This is a genomic window from Limnobacter sp. SAORIC-580, assembly GCF_013004065.1.
Taxonomy (GTDB): Bacteria; Pseudomonadota; Gammaproteobacteria; order Burkholderiales; family Burkholderiaceae_B; genus Limnobacter; species Limnobacter profundi.
In genome coordinates, this window is record NZ_CP053084.1 from 1,011,188 (window position 1) to 1,034,500 (window position 23,313).

General features: G+C 52.9%; 20 protein-coding genes. 15 read left to right on the plus strand and 5 right to left on the minus strand.

Going from position 1 to position 23,313, the window contains the following annotated elements:
• Positions 1-132: 132 nt before the first annotated feature.
• The 4 genes from HKT17_RS04800 to HKT17_RS04815 form a co-directional block, all read right to left on the minus strand.
• Entirely contained in the window at positions 133-999 is an 867-nt protein-coding gene (locus HKT17_RS04800) for a flagellin N-terminal helical domain-containing protein (RefSeq protein WP_008252525.1), read from the minus strand.
• A gap of 243 nt (positions 1,000-1,242) precedes the next feature.
• Positions 1,243-2,106: a flagellin N-terminal helical domain-containing protein gene (locus tag HKT17_RS04805; protein WP_008253010.1), complete on the minus strand. Its 864-nt coding sequence runs from the start codon at positions 2,104-2,106 to the stop codon at positions 1,243-1,245.
• A gap of 258 nt (positions 2,107-2,364) precedes the next feature.
• Positions 2,365-3,231, minus strand: coding sequence for a flagellin N-terminal helical domain-containing protein (locus tag HKT17_RS04810; RefSeq protein ID WP_008252527.1), 867 nt, complete (start codon positions 3,229-3,231; stop codon positions 2,365-2,367).
• 370 nt (positions 3,232-3,601) lie between these two features.
• Positions 3,602-4,465, minus strand: coding sequence for a flagellin N-terminal helical domain-containing protein (locus HKT17_RS04815; protein ID WP_008253010.1), 864 nt, complete (start codon positions 4,463-4,465; stop codon positions 3,602-3,604).
• A gap of 531 nt (positions 4,466-4,996) precedes the next feature.
• Between HKT17_RS04815 and flhD the strand changes: the two genes are divergently transcribed.
• The 9 genes from flhD to HKT17_RS04860 all read left to right on the plus strand — a co-directional run bounded on the left by flhD (position 4,997) and on the right by HKT17_RS04860 (position 14,048).
• A complete protein-coding gene (gene flhD, locus HKT17_RS04820; protein WP_008253127.1) occupies positions 4,997-5,314 on the plus strand; it encodes a flagellar transcriptional regulator FlhD in 318 nt (105 codons plus the stop codon).
• A gap of 82 nt (positions 5,315-5,396) precedes the next feature.
• On the plus strand, positions 5,397-5,960 hold the full coding sequence (flhC, locus tag HKT17_RS04825) for a flagellar transcriptional regulator FlhC (RefSeq protein WP_105028593.1): 564 nt from the start codon (positions 5,397-5,399) through the stop codon (positions 5,958-5,960).
• 313 nt (positions 5,961-6,273) lie between these two features.
• Positions 6,274-7,137, plus strand: coding sequence for a flagellar motor stator protein MotA (gene motA, locus HKT17_RS04830; protein ID WP_105029823.1), 864 nt, complete (start codon positions 6,274-6,276; stop codon positions 7,135-7,137).
• 15 nt (positions 7,138-7,152) lie between these two features.
• Positions 7,153-8,121, plus strand: coding sequence for a flagellar motor protein MotB (gene motB, locus HKT17_RS04835; protein ID WP_171098255.1), 969 nt, complete (start codon positions 7,153-7,155; stop codon positions 8,119-8,121).
• A 28-nt stretch (positions 8,122-8,149) separates the two neighbouring features.
• Positions 8,150-9,082, plus strand: coding sequence for a chemotaxis protein (locus HKT17_RS04840; RefSeq protein ID WP_008253131.1), 933 nt, complete (start codon positions 8,150-8,152; stop codon positions 9,080-9,082).
• Between the two features lie 9 nt (positions 9,083-9,091).
• Positions 9,092-9,481 carry a chemotaxis response regulator CheY gene (gene cheY, locus HKT17_RS04845; RefSeq protein ID WP_105028596.1) on the plus strand — a complete coding sequence of 130 codons (390 nt, stop codon included), beginning with the start codon at positions 9,092-9,094 and terminating at the stop codon, positions 9,479-9,481.
• Between the two features lie 33 nt (positions 9,482-9,514).
• Entirely contained in the window at positions 9,515-10,288 is a 774-nt protein-coding gene (locus tag HKT17_RS04850; RefSeq protein ID WP_171098258.1) for a protein phosphatase CheZ, read from the plus strand.
• 36 nt (positions 10,289-10,324) lie between these two features.
• Positions 10,325-12,163 (plus strand): chemotaxis protein CheA, encoded by a 1,839-nt coding sequence (locus tag HKT17_RS04855; RefSeq protein ID WP_171098260.1) that lies wholly within the window; start codon positions 10,325-10,327, stop codon positions 12,161-12,163.
• A gap of 139 nt (positions 12,164-12,302) precedes the next feature.
• Complete coding sequence (locus tag HKT17_RS04860; RefSeq protein ID WP_171098262.1) at positions 12,303-14,048, plus strand: methyl-accepting chemotaxis protein; 1,746 nt, start codon at positions 12,303-12,305, stop codon at positions 14,046-14,048.
• Between the two features lie 46 nt (positions 14,049-14,094).
• Here HKT17_RS04860 and HKT17_RS04865 read toward each other — a convergent pair whose 3' ends face one another.
• Positions 14,095-14,448: an Hpt domain-containing protein gene (locus HKT17_RS04865; protein ID WP_171098264.1), complete on the minus strand. Its 354-nt coding sequence runs from the start codon at positions 14,446-14,448 to the stop codon at positions 14,095-14,097.
• Positions 14,449-14,557: 109 nt separating this feature from the next.
• Here HKT17_RS04865 and flhB point away from each other — a divergent pair, with 109 nt between their 5' ends.
• From flhB to HKT17_RS04895, 6 genes are all read left to right on the plus strand, one after another.
• Positions 14,558-15,688 (plus strand): flagellar biosynthesis protein FlhB, encoded by a 1,131-nt coding sequence (flhB, locus tag HKT17_RS04870; RefSeq protein ID WP_171098266.1) that lies wholly within the window; start codon positions 14,558-14,560, stop codon positions 15,686-15,688.
• Positions 15,689-16,421: 733 nt separating this feature from the next.
• Positions 16,422-18,542 (plus strand): flagellar biosynthesis protein FlhA, encoded by a 2,121-nt coding sequence (gene flhA / locus HKT17_RS04875; protein ID WP_171098268.1) that lies wholly within the window; start codon positions 16,422-16,424, stop codon positions 18,540-18,542.
• Positions 18,539-19,873 (plus strand): flagellar biosynthesis GTPase FlhF, encoded by a 1,335-nt coding sequence (gene flhF / locus HKT17_RS04880; protein ID WP_105028604.1) that lies wholly within the window; start codon positions 18,539-18,541, stop codon positions 19,871-19,873. The genes flhA and flhF overlap by 4 nt, the downstream gene beginning before the upstream one ends.
• Positions 19,874-19,896: 23 nt before the next feature.
• The gene (locus tag HKT17_RS04885) at positions 19,897-20,655 is read left to right on the plus strand and encodes a hypothetical protein (protein WP_105028605.1); all 759 of its coding nucleotides are present in this window, start codon (positions 19,897-19,899) and stop codon (positions 20,653-20,655) included.
• Positions 20,656-20,680: 25 nt separating this feature from the next.
• On the plus strand, positions 20,681-21,397 hold the full coding sequence (locus HKT17_RS04890) for an RNA polymerase sigma factor FliA (RefSeq protein ID WP_291741561.1): 717 nt from the start codon (positions 20,681-20,683) through the stop codon (positions 21,395-21,397).
• A gap of 6 nt (positions 21,398-21,403) precedes the next feature.
• A complete protein-coding gene (locus HKT17_RS04895; protein ID WP_171098269.1) occupies positions 21,404-23,302 on the plus strand; it encodes a PAS domain-containing sensor histidine kinase in 1,899 nt (632 codons plus the stop codon).
• Positions 23,303-23,313 lie beyond the last annotated feature (11 nt).

The following is a 23,313-nucleotide window of genomic DNA, read 5'->3' on the forward strand; positions in this document are numbered from 1 at the left end:
TGTCTTGATTAACGGCAGGTTTAGGGGTTTTCTTTAGCGTTAAAAAGCCCGGTGAGCTTGATTCACCGGGCTTTTTGTTTGATTCGAACCTGCTTTTGGCAAATTCTTGTCAGGGTTCAGACCAGGTCTGAATTAACGCAGCAAGCTCAACACGTTGTTGGGCAGCTGGTTGGCCTGGGCCAACATGGCGGTACCGGCCTGTTGCAGAATCTGTGAACGGGTGAGGTTCGCAGTTTCCTTGGCGAAGTCGGCATCCATGATTCGGCCACGTGCAGAACTCAAGTTGCTGCTGGTGGTTTCAAGAGAACCGACCACTTGTTCCAGTCGGCTCAAGCCAGCACCCACAGTAGCGCGCAGGTTGGTGATGTCGTCAATCGCGGTGTCGATGGTATCGATTGCGGTTTCAGCGTTGGCAGCTGTATCGACTCCACCGAAGGCGGTCACGATTGCAGCTTGTGTTGCGCCACCCAGGGTGGTTTGCAGGTCGTTACCGGCAGCCAGGCCGTCGTCAGTCAAGTTCACGTTCAATGTATCGGCTGCGTCGTTGCCAGAACCGATCTGCAGTTCCACTGACTTCTGTGCAGCGGAGAACACGTTGTTGTCGTTGAATGTGGTGCCTGTTGCAACACGGCCCACTTCGTTGGCCAGTTCGGTGAATTCACGGTTCAGGTTCAAGCGGTCGGTGTCGTTCAAGGTGCCGTTTTTGGCCTGAACACCCAATTCACGCATACGCTGCAAGTTGTCGGTAATTTTGCCCAGTGCGCCGTCGGCCACTTGCAACAGTGAAATACCGTCGTTTGCATTGCGAGCTGCCACGTCGAAGCCGCGAATTTGTGCGGTCATCCGTTCTGCAATGGCCAGGCCAGCTGCATCGTCTTTCGAGCTGTTAACACGCAAGCCAGAAGACAGGCGAGCGATCGAAGTTTCAAGGGAACCGGCAGAGCGGCTCAGGTTGTTTTGTGCACCCAGTGAAGGGGCGTTTGTATTGATGCCTAACATTTAGGACCTCCTAGCGGTTTAAATTGACATGACCTGTGTGAAGGGTTATGTCGCTTTGGGTTATTTAACCCTTGTACAGTTTCTTTTACTGACAATTCGTTTAACGGAGGTTTTTAGTCAAACTTAAGTGAATTAATTAAATAATTTAAATCAATTTTAATGGTCCAGAAAATGCAAAAAGATTATCCACCCCGAAGGGAGGATAATCTTCAATTTTCTGTTCTGAACGATTGTTTTACATCATTACTGCAACAGGCTCAGTACGTTGTTGGGCAACTGGTTGGCCTGGGCGAGCATGGCGGTGCCGGCCTGCTGCAGGATCTGCGAGCGAGTCAGGTTGGCCGTTTCCTTGGCAAAGTCAGCGTCCATGATTCGTCCGCGTGCGGCCTGCAGGTTGGTGCTCGATACATCGGCAAAAGCTGCCACTTGCTCCAGTCGGCTTTGGCCCGCACCCACCACAGCACGAATACCGGTGATGGCGTCGATCGAGGCATCCAGAGTGTCGATGGCCGTGGTGGCGTTGGCCACATCGGTAATGGCGCCCAGGTTGGTCTGAATGTCGGCTGCACCGTTGGTCATGATGGTGGTCAGGTCGTTGCCCGTGCTCAAGCCATCGTCAGTCAGGTTCAGCTCCAGGGTGTCGGAAACGGCGTTGCCGGTGCCCACCTGGAAGCTTAATGTTTGGTTGGCGGCATCAAACAGGTTGTTGCCGTTGAATGTGCTGCCAGTCACGATACGGTCCACCTCGTTGGCCAGTTCCGTGTACTCACGGTTCAGGTTCACACGGTCGGTGGGGTTCAAGGTGCCGTTTTTGGCTTGAACAGCCAACTCACGCATACGCTGCAGGTTGTCGCTGATCTTGCCCATGGCGCCGTCGGCCACTTGCAACAAAGAGATACCGTCGTTGGCGTTGCGCCCCGCCACATCAAAGCCGCGAATTTGCGCTTGCATGCGCTCGGCAATGGCCAGGCCTGCTGCGTCGTCTTTGGCGCTGTTCACACGCAGTCCGGAGGACAGGCGAGCGATCGAGTTGTTCAAACCCATGCCAGAGCCTGAGAGGTTTTTCTGGGCGGTCAGTGAAGCTACGTTGGTGTTGATTCCTAGCATTTTAATTCTCCAAGCAATTTGTTGATTCAAGCTGGCTGCGTCATCTTGTGCGCTGCCTTATGATTCATTAACGCTTGGAAAAACAAGAACTTTAGAAAAAAATGCAAAAAAATTCACTTTCTCAAGAGAATTTTTTAGAACCCTAAAGTTTTAATTTTTGCTGCCGTAATTCGCAGCCTCTCGAAACTTCCCCTGATTATCCAGTGTGTATTCCTGCTTGCACTTTCAAACCAGGGGTCGCTCGGAGTAAACCTTACATTAACGCAGCAAGCTCAACACGTTGTTGGGCAACTGGTTGGCCTGGGCCAACATGGCGGTACCGGCCTGTTGCAGAATCTGTGAACGGGTGAGGTTCGCAGTTTCCTTGGCGAAGTCAGCATCCATGATTCGGCCACGTGCAGAACTCAAGTTGCTGCTGGTGGTTTCAAGAGAACCGACCACTTGTTCCAGTCGGCTCAAGCCAGCACCCACAGTAGCGCGCAGGTTGGTGATGTCATCGATCGCGGTGTCGATGGTATCGATTGCGGTTTCAGCGTTGGCAGCTGTATCGACTCCACCGAAGGCGGTCACGATTGCAGCTTGTGTTGCGCCACCCAGGGTGGTTTGCAGGTCGTTACCGGCAGCCAAACCATCATCAGTCAGGTTCACAGCCAGGGTGTCGGAAGCCGCGTTGCCGGAGCCAATCTGCAGTTCTACGGATTTTTGTGCAGCGGAGAACACGTTGTTGTCGTTGAATGTGGTGCCTGTTGCAACACGGCCCACTTCGTTGGCCAGTTCGGTGAATTCACGGTTCAGGTTCACGCGGTCGGTGTCGTTCAAGGTACCGTTTTTGGCCTGAACGCCCAATTCACGCATACGCTGCAAGTTGTCGGTAATTTTGCCCAGTGCGCCGTCGGCCACTTGCAACAGTGAAATACCGTCGTTTGCATTGCGAGCTGCCACGTCGAAGCCGCGAATTTGTGCGGTCATCCGTTCTGCAATGGCCAGGCCAGCTGCATCGTCTTTGGCGCTGTTAACACGCAGGCCAGAAGACAGACGGGCGATTGAAGTTTCAAGGGAACCAGCAGACTTGCTGAGGTTCATTTGTGCGCCAAGTGAAGGGGCGTTTGTATTAATTCCTAGCATGGTAATTACTCCGAAAAGATCTAGACAAATTAATCAGAAGTGATTTTCTTCTGTATCGTCTCGGTAAATTATTCACCGATGATTGTATATCGACTTTCGGTTTTTAATATTTAGGGTTTTGTAGAAATATTTTTTAAATAATTATTAATTTGTAATAAAAAAAGAGGATTATCTTTTTCCTGTTTAATCAAGAAAAAGATAATCCACTCTGGTTTTGTACAGACGCAAGAAAAAAGGAGGGGTGGGTGGAACCCACCCCCTCTAAAACAACCGGCCATCAGGAATCAGATCAGCAGGCTGCTGCTTGGTCTACACGCACTACATCAAGTACTACATTAATTACTCATCTATTGGTCACTTCAATCGTTCATTACTGCAACAGGCTCAGTACGTTGTTGGGCAACTGGTTGGCCTGGGCGAGCATGGCGGTGCCGGCCTGCTGCAGGATCTGCGAGCGAGTCAGGTTGGCCGTTTCCTTGGCAAAGTCAGCGTCCATGATTCGTCCGCGTGCGGCCTGCAGGTTGGTGCTCGATACATCGGCAAAAGCTGCCACTTGCTCCAGTCGGCTTTGGCCCGCACCCACCACAGCACGAATACCGGTGATGGCGTCGATCGAGGCATCCAGAGTGTCGATGGCCGTGGTGGCGTTGGCCACATCGGTAATGGCGCCCAGGTTGGTCTGAATGTCGGCTGCACCGTTGGTCATGATGGTGGTCAGGTCGTTGCCCGTGCTCAAGCCATCGTCAGTCAGGTTCAGCTCCAGGGTGTCGGAAACGGCGTTGCCGGTGCCCACCTGGAAGCTTAATGTTTGGTTGGCGGCATCAAACAGGTTGTTGCCGTTGAATGTGCTGCCAGTCACGATACGGTCCACCTCGTTGGCCAGTTCCGTGTACTCACGGTTCAGGTTCACACGGTCGGTGGGGTTCAAGGTGCCGTTTTTGGCTTGAACAGCCAACTCACGCATACGCTGCAGGTTGTCGCTGATCTTGCCCATGGCGCCGTCGGCCACTTGCAACAAAGAGATACCGTCGTTGGCGTTGCGCCCCGCCACATCAAAGCCGCGAATTTGCGCTTGCATGCGCTCGGCAATGGCCAGGCCTGCTGCGTCGTCTTTGGCGCTGTTCACACGCAGTCCGGAGGACAGGCGAGCGATCGAGTTGTTCAAACCCATGCCAGAGCCTGAGAGGTTTTTCTGGGCGGTCAGTGAGGCTACGTTGGTGTTGATTCCTAACATGATAATTCTCCAAGCAATTTGTTGATTCAAGCTGGCTGCGTCATCTTGTGCGCCGCCTTATGACCTGTTATCGATGCCAGGAAATGAAACTTTAGGCTTTCATCTGCAAATAAAAAATATTGTTTTTACGCCCTCAAGTTCGCTGACTCGCTGTCGTAATAGGGCGACTTTTTCTGGAAAAGAATGCGGCCGCTACCCTCAAGTTTCCGATAAAGGTGTCCGTTATCTTCAGTAGACGCTTAACAATTGGGGCCCCCGCCGCAAGGGGCAGCACGAAGTGGGGGTCAATCGAATGGGGGGATCCCCCCAAACTGTGATTCTTCCATCGGGCCTATTGAGCGACAGTGTGTCCATGTAAGGCAGTTCCCTACATGTTGAATTCCAGCTCGGTGACTCAATGAATGGAAGTTGGATGATTCAGGTTGTTTGGCGAGAAGCCGAAGATACGTATGAGGGAATTGTCGCTGCGATCAAGAAAGCGGCGCAAATTGAGGATGCAGTACAACAGAGATTGAATTGGAGGATGTTCAAATGAAAAGTACCCGTCTACTAGATGAAATTCGCGAAACCAACCTGTCTTATTTGTTGCTGGCTCAGCAACTGATTCGCGAAGACCGCGCCGAAGCAACCTTCCGTTTGGGCATTTCCGACGAAGTGGCCGAGTTGATCGACCAGCTGACCACCGCGCAAGTGCTGCGTATTGCCTCAAGCAACATGCTGATGTGTCGTTTCCGTTTCGACGACGAAGTGGTTTGGAACTTGCTGACCAGTCACACCAAAGACCGCAGTGTTTCCGGTATGCATGCAGCAATCATCATGTCTGGCAAGGCAGTGAACGCTGCTGCTTAATCAAAGACACGGTATCTACTCAGGATGTAACAAGAAAAACTCAGGCATCCAACATTGACATCAGACAGGGGTCAAAAAAATCATGGCTAAAGTTAAATCAATCATCGACGAAGCAGCACAAATTCAATTGGCCACCCAGCTGATTCGCCTGGATGCGCGCTTGCAGGTTCTCGAGTCCGAAACACAGTTGTCTCGTGAACGTTTGTTGAAGCTGTACAAAGAACTCAAACACAAGTCGCCCCCCAAAGGCATGCTGCCTTTTTCAACCGACTGGTTCATGACCTGGCAGCCCAATATTCACTCTTCCCTGTTTATCAATATCTATCAAACGCTGATCAAGAGCACAGACATTGAAGACATTGAAGCCATCATCAAAGCCTACAGAATGTACCTGGAGCAAATTACCCAGTTGGGTTTGCCCGAAGTGCTGTCGCTGACTCGCGCATGGCGCTTGGTGAAGTTTTTTGATGCAGGCATGTTGACCACCACGGAGTGCAAAGACTGCGAAGGCCGTTTTGTGGTGCACACCTATGAATTGGTGAATGACTACGTATGCGGCCTGTGCCACATGCCATCTCGTGCGGGTAAAACCCGTCAGTCGGCAGCAGACCGTTTCTTCAACGAAGAAGCAAGTATCGAAGCTTAAGTATTCAGTTTGCAAAGCCCAGGGAGAAGGGCTTTTCGTTTACCCCCGCTGCACCAAAAGGTCCGGTTGCATCCTCCCACCCTCTGTCTCTTCCGGGTCTGCAGTGGGGGTTTCTCACTCCCGAATGACCAGCCATTGTTGCTGGTCATTTTTATTGAACCCCCCTCAAAAATGGCTATCACCAAGGATTGTGAAATCCTGGCCATGCCTTGAAATCACCCAGAAAAGCCACTTTATTCGGACAAAAGATTTTACAAATTCTGCCGACAATACCTATACAGAAAAACCATTCATCGACAGAGAACTTCAACCCATGTTAGTAGCAATCGGATTCGTGATCGTGATTTTCTCCGTGTTGGGCGGTTTCGCCTTCATGGGGGGGCACCTGGTAACGCTGTGGCAGCCTGTTGAAATTTTGATCATTGGCGGTGGTGCCTTGGGTGCATTCATTGTCAGTAACACGCCAAGCATTTTGAAAGCGACAGGCAAGGCTTTGGGTGGTGCATTCAAACCCAGCGCAATCACCAAGGCTTTTTACATGTCTTTGATGGCCTTGATGTACGAAATCCTGACCAAAGTGCGCAAAGAAGGTTTGATGTCGATTGAGGGCGATGTGGAAGAACCTGAGCAAAGCCCCTTGTTTCAGAAGTATCCCGAGGTATTGGCCGATCATCACATTGTTGAATTCCTGACCGATTACCTTCGCTTGATGGTCAGTGGCAACCTGAACCCCATGGAAATTGAAAACCTGATGGATGGCGAGCTTGAAACCCACCACCAGGAAGCACACACCCCCCAATCTGCCGTTCAGCAAATGGCCGACGGTTTGCCGGCATTCGGTATCGTGGCTGCGGTGATGGGTGTGGTACACGTGATGGGCTCAGTGGGGCAGGTCAGTAACGCCGAACTGGGCGTGATGATTGCTGCTGCCCTGGTGGGTACTTTTCTGGGCATTTTGCTGGCCTACGGTTTTGTGGGCCCTTTGGCCAGCATTATCAACCACAAAATTTCAGAGTCATCCAAGCCATTCGAGTGTGTGAAAACCACTTTGCTGGCAAGCCTGAATGGTTACTCACCCGCACTGGCTGTTGAGTTTGGCCGAAAGGTTCTTTATTCCACAGAGCGTCCAACGTTCATTGAACTGGAAGAGCACGTGAAGAGCACCAAAGGCAAATAAAGGCAAACAAGCACCATGGCGAAGTCTGACGAAGAACGTCCAATCATCGTAGTCAAGAAGATCAAGAAAGGTGGCCATGGTCACCATGGCGGCGCCTGGAAAATTGCGTACGCCGACTTCGTGACTGCCATGATGGCTTTTTTTCTATTGATGTGGCTGTTGGGTTCTACCTCGGAAGGTGACCTGAAAGGCATCTCTGATTACTTCAACTCACCATTGAAGGTGGCACTGGTTGGGGGTCCCGGATCCGGTACCGCAACGAGTGTAATAGACGCAGGTGGTACTGATTTGTCGCGCTCCGTGGGGCAAATCAAAAGCGGAAGTACCGACAAGGCGACCAACAGCAGTACCTCCGATGCCACGGCAGAGGCGCTCGAGCGGGCAGAGTCCAAGCGCTTGCTTGAATTAAAGGGGGAAATAGAGGGCCTAATCGACGCATCAGATTTGATGAAACAGTTTAAAAATCAAATCATGCTGGACATTACGCCTGAAGGTTTACGAATTCAAATTGTGGATGAGCGAAATCGCCCCATGTTTGATTCTGGCAGTGCTGTGTTGAAAGATTACATGAAAGACATTTTGCGCAATTTAACCAAGTTGTTGAACCAAGTGCCCAACAAGCTGACCTTGTCAGGCCACACCGATGCAACGCCTTATGCGGCTGGCAATAAGGGGTACAGCAACTGGGAATTGTCGGCAGACCGGGCCAACGCCAGTCGTCGGGAAATGTACACGGCAGGAATGCCAGACCAGAAAATATTGCGGGTGGTGGGTTTGGCCTCCTCGGTGTCGCTGGATGAAAAAGACCCCTACGCCGCAGTGAACCGAAGAATTGCGATTGTGGTGATGAACAAACGCGCAGAAGAAGCAGTGCGGGCGCTGGCCAATCTGGATGATGGACAAGACCCAGGCTTGATTGAGCTGCCACCCGTACCCAAAGTTGAAGGCTTGCCGTTTCCAAAAAACGGGCCAAGTACGAATTGAAAGAAACAGACCAATTGTCAGGAGCAACATGATGCAAAACGATTATCGCTTGATGAACATGATTGACGAGAAGGCAAGACTTGCAGGCTCCAACAAAATGGAGTTGCTGCTTTTCTCGTTGGGTTCCACCGAGGTGTTCGGTATTAACGTGTTCAAGGTCCGCGAAGTGTGTGAAACCTTGCCCATCACGCGAACCCCCAACATGCCTGCTGGCGTGGAAGGCATCATTTCACTGCGCGGCAGTATTTTGCCGGTGATTGACTTGGCACAGTGCCTGCGCATGGGCAATGGTGAAGCGCGCACCAAGCTGATCATCACCGAGTTTTCTTCACACACCCAGGCCTTCCTGGTGCAAGACGTAGACCGCATTGTGCGCGTGGACTGGGAGCAGGTGAAATCGCCCCAAAGCATTGGTCAGTCGCAAAGTGCAATGATCACTGCCCTGACAGAACTGCCCGATGGCAAACTGGTTTCCATTCTCGATGTTGAGCAAATTCTGGGTGAAGTAATTGGTGAGGGCGATGTGCCCAATATGGACAGCATGCGACCCGACCATCCATACCCCGTGTTCTTTGCAGACGATTCGAACATGGCTCGCAAGAAAATTACTGAGGTGCTGGAGAAGCTTCACCTGCCTTACCAAAGCGCCATCAACGGTCGCGAGGCTTGGGAAAAACTGCGCAACATTGCCAGTCGTGCCGAGCAGGAAAACAAAGACATTCGGGATGTTGTATCTCTCATCCTGGTGGATGCCGAAATGCCAGAAATGGATGGCTACGTGTTGACACGTCACATCAAGGAAGATGTTCGCTTCAAGGGCATTCCTGTCGTGATGCATTCCTCACTGTCGTCTGTGGCAAACAAAAAGTTGGGTCAGCAAGTTGGTGTGGACGCCTATGTGGGCAAGTTCCATCCTGAAGAGTTGGCGCAGATGGTTACCTCAATGCTTCACCCAGCGTAAGGAGCAAGCATGAACCCCGAAGATTTAAGAATCCTGATTGTTGACGACTTCTCGACCATGCGTCGAATTGTTCGCAACCTGTTGAAGGAAATTGGCTACAACAACGCCGATGAAGCGGAAGACGGTGCAGTGGCTCTGGCCAAGCTGAAAGCCGGCAATTTCAACTTTGTTGTCAGCGATTTGAACATGCCCAATATGAACGGCTTTGAGTTGCTGCAAAACATTCGTGCCGATGCTGAACTCAAGCATTTGCCTGTGTTGTTGGTGACCGCAGAAGCCAAGAAAGAGGACATCGTGACCGCAGCTCAAATGGGTGCCAATGGTTACATCGTCAAGCCTTTTACCAAGGCAACCCTTGAAGAAAAGCTGGGCAAGATCGTCGCGAAGATGTCTGTCTAATAACGAAGAATCAGAAATGGAGAGGTCGCAACGATGAGCCCAGATAATCTGAAAAGTGGTGACAACGACGATTTGGAAGCGTTGTTTGATGAAATCGCAGAACAACGTGTTTGGGATGATGCACCTGCTGCCGCCCCACAGGCATCGCCGTCTGTCGCACCCGATGCTCAAGCACCAGTGAATTCCAGCCCAGCCGACGAAGAACCACATGATGTGTTTCGCCGCGTAGGTTCTTTAACCCGCAAACTGCACGATGCCTTGCGTGAACTGGGTTACGACAAAAGCGTTGAGCATGCGGTGAATGCCTTGCCCGATGCGCGTGCACGCTTGAACTACATTGCCGACCTGACTGGTAAAGCGGCCGAAAAAGTGCTGGCGGCGGTGGAGGCCTCTCAAAAACTGAATGACGATGTTTCAGCCCGTGCTGCACAACTGGACAGACAGTGGGATCGCCTCTACAACAACGAGATGAGTCTTGAAGAGTTCAAGTCGCACGCCCGTGAAAATCGCGAATTCATGAAAGAGATCAGCCAGTGCAGTGGTCAGTTGGGAGGGCACCTCACCGACATCATGATGGCGCAAGACTTCCATGACCTCACTGGTCAGGTTGTTAACCGCATCGGCAATATGGCGCAGGGCCTGGAAGAACAACTGGTTCAGCTGTTGCTCGACACCACGCCACCCGACCAGCGCAAGCAGGTTGAAGAAACATTCCTCAATGGTCCGGCCATCAATGCCGAAGGTCGTGCCGATGTGTGCAGCAATCAAAGCCAGGTCGATGACCTGCTGGAAAGCCTCGGCTTCTAACAACACCAACAGCCGGGCTGACGTGGGAGAATACAAATGAGCGCATTCAGTGATGTCGAACTGCTACAGGACTTCTTGACCGAGGCAGGCGACTTGTTGGAGGACGTGGACAGCAAGCTGGTCGAACTGGAGCAAAGCCCGGAAGACGCCGATTTGTTGGCCACTGTTTTCCGCGGTTTCCACACCATCAAGGGTGGTGCCGGTTTTCTGGAAGCAACACACCTGGTGGAGTTGTGCCACAAAACAGAAAACCTGTTTGACCTGTTGCGTTCCAAGAAGCTTGTTCTGGATGCTGAAATGATGGACTCCATCATGGCCGCCACTGGCGAGGTGCACCGCATGTTTGGTGAAATGCGCAATGGCCACCAGCCAGGCGCAGCACCTCAAGAATTGCTCGAGGCGCTGGATGCCGCAATTGAAGGGCGCACTGTCGCCCCGGCTGCAGCACCAGTCGTTCCAGTGGTTTCTGAAGCTCCCGCGCAAAGCCAAGCCAAAACATTGAATGAACTCGCACAAATTTCAGAGGATGATCTGGATTGGGCCGGTTTGTATGAAGCTGTGGTGGGTGTACCACCCCGTGAGCTCGAACAGGCTGCACTAAGCACAGGCATGGCCACTGAGGCGATTGCAAGGCAGGCAGCCGCAGCAGTTCGCCCCAAGGCGCCACCACCCAAAGCAAAAGCAGCTCAGCCTGCAGCAGCCGTACAAAAAGAAAACACCATTCGCGTGGACACAGCACGTTTTGACCAAATCCTGAACCTCAGTGGTGAAATCGGTTTGACCAAAAACCGGTTGAATTGTTTGTTTCAGGCTTTTGCATCCGGTGCCAGCAATGAAGAGTTGATCAAGTCGCTCGACACGGTGGTCGGGCAGCTCGACATGCTGGTCTCTGACTTGCAATCGGCCGTGATGAAGGCGCGCATGCAGCCAGTGGGTCGTGTATTCCAGAAGTACAGTCGCCTGGCCCGTGATGTTTCACGCCAGTTGGGTAAAGACGTTGAACTGGTGATTGAAGGTGCAGAAACCGAGGTGGACAAATCCATTCTCGAAGAGTTGAACGACCCCTTGATTCACTTGGTGCGCAATGCTGTTGACCACGGCATTGAAACCATCGCAGACCGCACAGCTTGTGGCAAGAATCCCAAAGGGATTGTGAATCTTTCTGCCCGTCAGACCGGCGATCACATCGTGATTGAAATTCAGGACGATGGTCGTGGCATGCGCCCGGAAATCATTCGTGAGAAGGCAGTTGAAAAAGGTTTGATTTCTGCCGAGGAAGCAGGGCAATTGAGCGTACAGGAAAGCCTGCAGCTGATTTTCTTGCCCGGTTTTTCAACCAAAGATCAAATTTCGGATATTTCAGGCCGCGGCGTAGGCATGGATGTGGTGAAAACCAATATTCAGCGTTTGAACGGTCGCATTGAAATTCAATCCGAGCCAGGCCATGGTTCTACCATCACCATTTTGCTGCCGCTGACATTGGCAATTTTGCCCGTGTTGATGCTGAAGCTTGAAGAGCAAATTTATTCCCTGCCTTTGTCCTGTGTTCGGGAGATCATTCCGATCGAAGAAGACAAGGTGCAATACGTGGGTGGCAAGCCCACCATGGTGGTGCGCGGTGAGGTGATTCCATTGCTTGACCTGGCCACTTTAATTGGTCGCGAAAGTGCACCGACTCCGAAGGTGGGTGTGCTCACAATCAGCGGCAACAAGGCGTGTATTTTGGCGGTTGATTCGCTGGTGGGCCAGGACGAAGTGATGATCAAACCGTTGGATGGGGTAAAACCCAAGGGTGTGGCTGGTGCCACCTTGTCAGGTGAAGGCTTGCTGGTGCTGGTACTTGAACTTCGCGAGTTGATTGAAGGAAAGCTGTAAGTAGAACTAAGGTGTTTTTCAGGGTTTTATAACCCGTATGGTTAACTCCATTTGCTTCGATAATTGAATCATCGGCACAAGATGCCAATGACATTCACACACACCTGACGAAACAAGTCAGGGGCAAGGAGTTGACCTGATGAATTCACTGTACCGCTCGATTGAAAAAAGTTTTTTCTACACACTCAGTCGAAAACTGTTTGGCAATGTGGCCGGTATTGCAGCTGTTGTATTGATCGGTTACCTGGTCATTTACAGCTGGGCGATGGGCAAGCTGGCCCCCGAACAAATGGGCGACTTTCGCCTCATTCTCAGTATTTCCCTTGGGTTTACCTTGCTTGCCTGCGCTGGTGCTTTTGTATACCTGCGCCACTTAATCGTGCGCCCCGTACGTTTGCTCAGCGAGCGCATGGATCAACTGGCCAACGGCGAGGGTGATTTGTCAGTGAACCTGCCTACGGTAACTGAAGACGAATTGCGTGGCCTTGCAGAAAACTACAATGCCTTCATGGTGCGCCTGCGTGACCTGATTCACGAAATTCGCCGAATGACTGCGCAGGTTTCCATGGAATCGGTGCGTGTTTCCGGCAGCTTGAAAGACGCCAGCCGCACCGCTGACAAGCAAGGCAATATCACTTCCGAAATTTTCCAAGCGGCTGACCAGGCATCAAGCGCCATGGAGAATGTAGCCAATAGCGCAAACTACCTGTCGCGTGCCACCGAAGAACATCTTGAAACGGTGAACTCCTCTTACCGTGAACTGCTCACTGTGGCCGACGAAATGAACGCAGCCTCGGGCAGTTTGAACAGTTTCGGGCACACCGTTGAGAAACTGGCCGAAACGGGCAAAGGCATTGAAAACATCGTCAAGCTGATCAATGACATTTCAGATCAAACCAATTTGCTGGCTTTGAATGCTGCAATTGAGGCAGCTCGCGCTGGTGAACAGGGGCGTGGATTTGCGGTGGTTGCCGATGAAGTGCGTGGCCTGGCCGAGCGTGTGAAGTCAGCCACTGGTGAAATTCGGGGCAATATTTCGTCCATGCTTCGCTTGGTTGGCGACACCCAGCAAGAGACGCGCGAAATCAATCAAAGCATTTTGAAAGGTCAGCAAACGGTGAGCACCTCATCGGCCAAATTCTCTGGCATGGTCCACAGTTTTGAGGAAATGAGCACCCAGATCAACGACGTGACCCAGCAAGTTCAATCGGTCAAACAGATCAATATGGAAGTGTCTGGCAAGGCTTCTGAAATTCGCGAAACTGCCCAGTCGGTAATCAATCAAACCAGCGAGTCCGAGAAATCAAGTTCAGAACTTGCGGCAGCCACAGATCGAATCAAAGAGCTGGTAGCCCGATTCAAAATTGGCAAGGGTGCCTACGAGCAAATCATCGAGCAAGCCATATTGGCACGCGAGCAATGCAAGAATGTATTGATCGAGGCCCTGGACAATGGCCATGATATTTTTGATGAAGCTTACAAAGCTGTGCCCAATTCCAATCCGCAAAAATACAGCACCCGCTACGACAAAGCTGTGGAGCGTCCACTGCAAAATGCCTACGATCAGTTGGTGGCCAATGTGCCCGGCTCGGTGTTCTCCTTGTGCGTGGATAGAAAAGGTTATGCCCCAACGCACAACAGCAAGTATTCACGCCCCTTGACCGGCGACCTGAAAAAAGACTTGGTGGAAAGCCGAGACAAACGCATGTTCAGCGACCCGGTGGGTTTGCGTGCAGCGCAAAACCTGTCGCCCTGGTTGTTGCAAACTTATCGGCGTGACACCGGTGAAGTGTTGAATGACTTGTCACTGCCCATCGAAATCAACGGGCGCCACTGGGGTGGCCTGCGCTTGGGCTTCAGCCCCGAGTTGTTGATCAAGGATTAAGTACCAGCATTTCAAAAAACGGATAGGGGTCCGTTTCTCACCGCGCTCAGGCGCGGTTTTTTTTTGCCCAGTCTTTCAAGGTTGCTTCGCAGGCGTTCAATACGGTAATCAGTTTTGCGGTGCTGTTCTCGAAGTACGCAATACTTTTTACCCCGGATTGCCTGCAAGCCACCTCCAGTTCTTCTGCCAAATTGCGGCACTCCTCAAAACCGATCGCGGCGCTTGCACCTTTGATGTTGTGCGCAGCGTCACCCAAGGCGTTCAGATCCTGCCTGTCGCGTGCAGTTTGTAGCTTTCCAATGTAGCTTGGGCATTCTTTGACAAATACTTCGATCAACATGATCAACAGGCCAGTGTCGTTGTCGATTCGCTCCAGAGCTTCGGTGGGGTCGTAATGCATGGATTTGAATGTGAATACAGAAGAATCCCATGTTACCTCTTCAAATCGGGGTTTTGAATTGCGTGTATCCTTTTCATAATAAGAACATTCCAACACCGCAGGTGCTGCTTTGGCAGAAGAAACCGATCAGGAAAAAGACTTACCCGCGTCGGAACAGAAGATCCGTAAAGCGCGAGAAGAAGGCAACCTTCCCCGTTCCAGAGAGCTGGGCGGAGGCGTGGTGCTGCTCGCTGGTGTTGGCTTGCTTTACACCATGGGGGGCGAACTGGTCAGCCAAAGTGAAAAGCTGATGCGCCAGGGTTTGGTGCTAGACCGCGCGCAGGCTTTTGACACCAAACACATGGGTTTGAAATGGGTGTCCATGTTGCAGGAAAGCCTGTTCATTCTCATTCCCCTTTTTCTTGTGGTGGTGGTGGCTGCGATTGTTTCCAACATTGCAGTGGGTGGTTTTAACTGGTCCACCAAACCGCTTGAGCCCAAGCTTTCAAAGCTGAACCCGATCAAGGGTTTGAAAAACATATTCTCGGTCAACGGTTTGGCCGAGCTCGTCAAAGCCATTTTGAAAACAGTGGTGTTGGGCGGCGTGGGCTATCTGCTCCTGATGCAGGATCTGGGTGAGTTCACTCAGTTGTCAGCCATGCCGCTTGAACATGGCATGGCCGAGACTGCGCGAATTACCATCAAGGACGCGCTTATTCTTGCGATTGCATTCCTGTTGATTGTGTCGATTGATGTGCCTTATCAGCTGTGGCGCTACTACAAAGGTTTGCGCATGAACCTGGAAGAACTCAAGCGAGAATCGAAAGAGTCGGAAGGCGACCCCCACCTGAAAGGCAAGATCAAAAGCATGCAGCGTGAAGCAGCACGCCGCCGCATGATGGCTTCGGTACCTAACGCCGATGTGATTGTCACCAACCCTACGCATTACTCTGTTGCCTTGAAATACGACAAGGATGGCAAAGGTGCGCCCCGCGTGGTGGCCAAGGGCATCGGCCCGCTGGCCTTGAAAATTCGGGAAGTGGCCAAGGAAAACAAAGTGCCTTTGGTGGAAGCGCCGCCACTGGCCCGTGCCTTGTATTCCAATGTTGAGCTTGAGCAGGAAATTCCGGGTGCCTTGTACACGGCAGTGGCCAAGTTGCTGGCTTATGTGTATGCACTTGCGGAAGGCAAAGGCCACATGGTGGAAGTGCCTGGAGAGGCGGATATTCCGAAAGGCATGGATCCGGGGCCGGCTGCCTGAGGACCACCGCTGCTGTGTGTTGCCCACTCGGCGTGGGTTACTAGTTCCGAACTGGCTGGGTGACTTGGGAGCCAAACTTGAAGGGTCACCGCTGCCCGAAAACTTGGCATTTCGGCTTGTTGGCTTGAGCCTGCACTAAGCCAAGCCCTCCAAAAGTAACGGTCGGGTCTTGGCTTTCGCGCCAGGGCGCGATCGTTAGTCTCGGCGCGCCAAGCCGGCAAGTTTTCTGACTGGTCATCGTGCGACCCATTGCAAGTTCAGCTCCCAATCCAACGGACCAACGCCTCTGCGCCACCGACCAACTGGCGGCTGCGTTCAAAGCCTAATTGGCACTGGTGAATCTCTTCCACCACGCAACTCGGGGCTGGCTTCACAGCCCAATCGGCGGCGGTGTTTCGATCGCCTCGCCTTCAAGAAAACCTGCCCTTGCGTGCCGAGCAGGGCCGGTGTTGCCCGGCATGGGCGACAGAGAACGGACCCGACCCGCAGTTTAGGAGGGCCGTTCTCAGGCATCGCAAGGCTCAGCAAGGGATCAACAGGTTTTCTGGCGAGAGAGCGAAATCCAAGCCGATTGAGCTACCAAGAAAGCTGCGAGAGATCGGAACCCAAGCCGATCGGGCAGTTAACGCACCGCGAGAGATCGGAACCCAATCCACAATAAGACGGTAATTCGCCTTCAATTCCACCGTTGAGAAAACCTAAAGTTTTCCATAATTGAACCGTTAACAACTTGATGGGCGGAATTGTGGCCTCCACCGCATTCTCTTTGGACTTCATTAAAGCAGGCCTGGCCGGCGACAAGGTAAAAACCCTGGGCGCGCCAATCTTCATCATCCTGATCCTGGTCATGATGATTTTGCCTGTACCGCCTTTCGCGCTCGATCTGTTTTTCACCTTCAATATTGCAATCAGCCTTATGGTGCTGGTTGCCGCTTTGTACACCACCCGTCCGCTCGACTTTGCTGCATTCCCTACCATTTTGCTGGTAACCACCCTGTTGCGCTTGAGCCTGAACGTCGCCTCAACCCGTGTGGTGCTTATGCATGGTCACGAAGGCCCCGATGCCGCAGGCAAAGTGATTGAAGCATTTGGTCACTTCTTGGTCGGCGGCAACCTTGCAGTTGGTATTGTGGTGTTCGTCATTTTGATGTTGATCAACTTTGTCGTAATCACCAAAGGTGCTGGCCGAATTGCTGAAGTGTCTGCGCGTTTCACATTGGATGCCATGCCCGGCAAGCAAATGGCAATTGATGCGGATTTGAATGCCGGCTTGATCGCTGAAGACGAAGCCCGCAAGCGGCGTGCAGAAGTCAGTCAGGAAGCGGAGTTCTTTGGTTCCATGGACGGTGCCAGCAAGTTTGTGCGTGGCGATGCCATGGCCGGCATCATGATTCTGATCATCAACATCATTGGCGGTTTCGCGGTGGGTGTGATGCAGCACGACATGACCTTTGCCGATGCTGGCACGGCTTACGTGCTGCTGGCCATTGGTGATGGTCTGGTGGCGCAAGTACCCGCACTGGTCATTTCGATTGCCGCAGGTTTGGTGGTGGCACGCGTGGGGCAGGGGCAAGACATCGGCACCCAGCTGGCCAGCCAATTGCTGAAATCTCCACAGGCCGTGGGCATTACCGCTGGCATCATGGCTTTGTTGGGCATTATTCCGGGTATGCCCACACTGGTGTTCCTGTTGCTTGCAGGAGGTTTTGGATATTTGTCTTATCACCTTTCCCAGAAAGGCAACATACAGAAAGTGGTGGCCACCACTGACGACCAGGCCAAGATCAAGGCCGCCACCACCGAAGCACAAGAAGCCACTTGGGACGACCTGGTGCCCATCGACACCATTGCGCTTGAAGTGGGTTACCGACTGATCGCCTTGGTGGACAACAAGCAAGACGGCGATTTGCTCAAACGCATCAAGGCCATTCGCAAAAAATTTGCACAGGAAATCGGTTTCCTGCCACCTGCCGTGCATTTGCGCGACAACCTGGAACTGCGCCCCTCGGTGTACCGTATTTTGCTGAAAGGCGTGTGCATGGGCGAAGGTGAAGTGTTCCCGAACCAACACCTGGCCATCAACCCCGGCCGCGTCACCATGCAGTTGCCAGGCCCGCAAACCACCGACCCGGCATTCGGTTTGCCTGCTGTGTGGATTTCAGATGATCAAAAAGAGAAAGCGAATGCAGCGGGTTACACCGTTGTGGATGCTTCCACTGTGGTGGCCACGCACCTCTCACATATCTTGCAAACATCAGCAGCCCAATTGCTGGGCCGAACCGAAACCCAACAGCTACTGGACCACTGTGCGAAAAGTTCTCCGAAAGTGGTGGAAGACCTGACTCCCAAGTTGCTGGATGTTGCCGTGATTCAGAAAGTGCTTCAAAACCTGCTGGAAGAAAGCGTTCACATTCGCGACTTGCGCACCATTTTTGAAACCTTGCTCGAGAACGGCGTTCGCACCAAAAACCCGCTTGAACTGACAGCCGCAGTGCGCATTGCCTTGGGCCGTGCCATTGTGCAGGCTCTGGCTGGTACCACCGAAGACCTGAATGTGCTGGTCATGGAACCCAAGCTGGAACAAATGATCACCCATGCGCACACCGCGGCAGGGCAAGACCAGGTGGGCATTGACCCCAACCTGGCAGAAAACCTGGCCCGTCAAACTGCCGATGCGGCAGGTCGCCAAGAACAGCTGGGCCAAAGCCCCGTGCTGCTGGTGCCCGATGCACTGCGCTTGTCCATGGCGCGATTGTTAAAGCGTGCAGCACCCAATCTTCGGGTGTTGTCGCACAGTGAAATTCCTGAAAACCGTACTATCCGCGTTGCGCAAGTCGTAGGAGCGAAAGCATGAAGCTGAAAAAATTCACAGCCCCCACCACAAGAGAGGCCTTGCAAAAGCTGCGTGCTGAACTGGGTGAAGATGCAATCATTTTGTCCACCAAGCAAACTGCTGCGGGCACTGAGGTATTGGCTGCATCCTCGCAAGACCTGGACACTGTGACAGAGAAACCAGCAGCCCAGTCGGCGCCGCTGTCGTGGACCAAGGCTGAGCGCACACAATTGGCCGCTCAGGACGCAACACGTCAGCCTACACCTGCGGAGAAAATTGCGCAGCAGGTGGCCGCGCAGCGTGACGTGCTGATCAACCGCGCGCCCGCTGTGCATCAAATACCGCAAACCCTGCCTGAACATGACATGATTTCGGAGGTGGCCAAGCGGCGTTCACAAGCGGCCAGCGATTCCATGGCCAGCGAGCAAACTGCAGTGCTGGAAGAAATCAAGCAAATGCGCCAGTTGTTGAAAGACCAAATGGCCATGATCACCTGGCGCGATGCCTTGGAGAAAAATCCCCAGCGCGGCGAGTTGTGGAACCAGCTCACCCAATCCGGATTCTCCCCCCTGTTTGCACGCACAGTGGTTGAAAAACTTCCTGCGGATCTTTCCGACAGCCAGGTGCAAGACTGGGTAATGAATGTAATCAAGAAGAACCTGAATGTGGTGCCAGCCGACAAAGACATTGTTGAAACCGGCGGCACATTCGCCCTGGTCGGCCCCACCGGTGTGGGCAAAACCACCACCACCGCCAAACTGGCCGCGCGTTGCGTGGTGAAGTATGGTGCCGACTCGCTGGGCTTGATCACCACCGACAGCTACAGAATTGGCGCGCAAGACCAGCTGCGCATTTACGGCAAAATTCTGGGCGTGCAGGTGTACACCGCACAAACCCATGCCGACCTGGCCCAGTTGCGCAATACCATGCAGCGCAAGCGGCTTATTTTGATTGACACTGTGGGCATGGGGCAACGCGATTCGCGCGTGGCCGAGCAAACCAAAATTCTGACCGACAGCCATGTAAAGCGCGTGTTGCTGCTCAACGCCACCAGCCAGCCAGAAACGCTGGATGACGTGGTGCGCCATTACAAAAGCACGGGCCTGAATGGAGCCATTCTCTCCAAACTGGACGAAGCCATCAAAATTGGCGGAGTGCTTGATGTTGTCATGCGCCACAAATTGGCCTTGCACTACATTGCCACCGGCCAGCGCGTGCCTGAAGATCTTTTCCCGGCCGATCCCCGTGTGTTGGTGCACCGCGCCATGCGCGCGCGCAGCAGCCAGGCTTTTCAGGCCTCGAGCGAGGAATTGAAATGGAAAATGGCCCAAGTCTCTGCGACTGGAATCTAAAGTTTCATGGTCTACTGAATCCTATGGATCAAGCCAAAACACTTCGACACTTGTTGGGCCGCAAGGCCGCCACCATTCACCCGATTCTTGGTGACATGGGGAGCGATTACGCAGCCTGCCTGGCCCGTTTTGTGTTGGAGCAGCAGGCACGTTCTGAACGCTCAACCGTGTTGTTTGACGGGTCCGCCGCAGGCCTTCCTCAACTGTTGCCTGCGCATGCCCGCACCGATCTGATCGAATTTTTCAATGGCAAGCTGAATCTGGAAGACCAGGTCATCGAGCTTGCTGAATCCCAATACCTGGTGGTGGCCCGAATCGGTCTTGAAGCCCTGGCCAAAAAGCCGGCCCAATCCCTGGCCCTGCTGGGCAAGCTTCACCGCATGCCGGTCAGCTGTGACCGCTTTTATGCCACCTTGCCTTACGAGGCAGTGGAACTGGCCAAGGCATTTTCCCCGCAAGACGACTGGTACTGGGTGGTGCAACCCACCGCCCGATCCGTTACCCGCGCCTTTCAGGCCATTCGTTCTTCAAAAGGGGTAGACGAAAATATTCACCATCGTGTTATTGTTGCGGGTGTAAGAAGCACAGATGAAGCCGATCACGTGTTCGCAAATTTGCTGGAAAGCACTTCGAGCTTTCTGGTCAATCCCTTGCAGTATGCGGGGCATTTGCCAGCCTTGCCCTCGGGCAAAGCCTTGAACCAGGTCGGTCGGGAGATGATTGCGGCAGGTCGGAGAATCGCAAAGGCCATTTGCTCTTTCGACGAACACGCACTGGCGTAATAACAAGACAGGAAGCATAGACTCCATGTACACAGCCCAGGGCACTTTAGACAAATCAAAGCAGGTGGACCAGTACATCCCTCTGGTTCGCAGGTTGGCGCATCACCTCATTGCCAAGTTGCCCGCATCGGTGCAAATCGATGATCTGATTCAAGCCGGCCTGATCGGCCTGATGGACGCCATTACCCGCTTTGAAGAAGGGCAGGGCGCCCAGTTTGAAACCTATGCCAGCCAGCGAATTCGTGGCTCCATGCTCGATGAACTGCGCTCAGCCGACTGGATGCCGCGCGGCGTTCGCCAGGCACAACGAAAAATTGAAACCGCAACCCTGAAAGCCGAGCAAAAACTGGGGCGCTCCGCCTCTGAGAAAGAGATTGCTGAAGTCTTGGGCGTGAGTCTGGACGAATACCAGGAAATGTTGTTTGATTCGCGCGGTGCATCGCTGGTGTTTTACGACGACTATGCAGACGACGGCGATGGCGAAGGTTATCTGGATCGCCAGATAGGTGGCGACGAAGAGGCCAATCCGCTTGAAATGCTGGGTGATCAACGTTTTCGGGAAAACCTGATCCAGGCCATTGAAGACCTGCCCGAGCGTGAAAAAATGCTCATGGGACTGTATTATGAGCAAGAGTTAAACTTCCGTGAAATCGCCGCTGTCCTTGGCGTGACTGAATCCCGGGTGTGTCAGTTGCACACCCAGGCGGTGAGTCGCCTCAAAGCCAAGCTTCGCGAACACTAAGCACACATGGCTGATCCCAAAGCCCAGGGAAAACCGAAAACTTTTGAGCAATCCCGCACCAGGGTCAATCGTTCCCTGATTTTGGTGATTCTCACCGGCATTGGTCCGCTGGCCTTGACCGCTTTTTACATGGCAGCCACCACCTCCGATCCCGCCAACTGGAATTTAACTGTACTTTTCACCTTGGTGCTTGGCGTGTTGGGTGCCTGGTTCATGGGCAACAAGCTCATGTCTGGCCTGCTTGAAATCATCCGCTCGTCCATCCAGTCTGAAAGCCAGTTGCGCCGCCTCATGGAACTCTCGGGCGATTGGTACTGGCACCAGGATTCGGCCCACACCATTGTGCGAATCATCTACCGCGGCAAAGATCAAAACAGCAACGCCAAAAGCGGGTTCAAATTGCCTTTTGATGGTTTGGCCCGGTGGGACGTCGAAGGCTTGAAGTGTATTGACCCGCGCTACAACTGGGACACTTTCAAAGAGCTACTGGACAGTCACCAACCCTTTGACCGGGTTTGCTTTGAGTACTGGCCCCAAAACTCTGAGCGTATTATTTTTGAATCCACTGGCCGGCCTTTGTACAACGCCAACGGCGATTTTGTAGGCTACATGGGCGTGTCCTCCGATCGCACGCAGAAACGCCTGAATGAACAGTTGCTTTCCCTGCAACGTTCGCTGTTGCAAGGTGTGTTGCTTTCTGCACCCATTCCCGAGTTGGCGGCATCGTATGCGCGTGGTTTGAAAAACTGCCTCACCGTGCATGCCGAAGTGGTACTGGGTTTTCGCGACAAATCCGAGCACAACCACTGGCGTGTGCGGGGTACCAACCCCAACCTTCGCATGCCACTTGAAAAAGGGCAGGCATTTTGGGACAAGGCCGAGCAACTCTGTGAGCCCCTGGAAGGCCACGACCAGCATGGTTTGGTCTGGATCGCCAAAATGAAACCCGAGCATTATTTTGAAGACAATTGGGCAAGCGAACTTGGCATTACTGCGGTGTGGTTTGCACTGCGCAAAGCCGTTGAGCCCAATCAGCCCGAGTACTGGATCATGGTGGCCCAGCAAGGTGTCAACAACACAGGTCATGATGACGTGTTGCGCGTTTTAACCGCCATTCGCCTGCTTGGTTTGTGTGTAGAGCGTCGGGTTTTTGAAGACGATTTGCAGGGCTTGAACGGCACGCTCGAGCAGCGCATCAACGACCGCACTGCCGAGCTTACTCGCAGCAACTCCGAACTCGAGGCCTTCACCTACACGGTGTCGCATGATTTGCGTGCGCCCCTTCGCGCCATTGATGGTTTTTCCAGCATTCTGAAGGAAGACTTCGCCGACAGCCTGCCGGAAGATGCCCGCGGCCTGCTCGATCGAATCAGCAACAACGCACGTCAAATGGGCGGTCTTATTGACGGCTTGCTCGACTTTTCGCGTTTGCTGCGCACCGATGTTGCGCGCGTCAAAGTAGACCAGCAACAGCTGCTGGATCAAATTCTGGATCAACTCGACGCCCGGCGCAAAAACGTGGTGGAGTTGTGCGAGCTTCCACCCGTGTATGCCGACCCCGTGTTGTTGAAACAGGTGTGGATGAATCTGATCGACAACGCCCTGAAGTTCAGCAGCAAAGCGGCGCAGCCAAAGGTCACCATTGACTGTGAAAAAACAGGTCGTTTTTACAGTTTTAGTGTGCAAGACAACGGCGCTGGTTTTGACATGAAGTACGCCGACAAACTGTTCAACGTGTTTGAGCGTTTGCACCACAAAAAAGATTTCGATGGCACCGGGGTAGGCCTGGCCATTGTGAAACGAATCATTGAACGTCACGGCGGTGAAATCAGCGCCAAGGGTGAGTTGGGCCAGGGGGCCTGCTTCACATTCACCTTGCCTGAGCACGCCGACCTGAACGACTAAAAGGATATTTG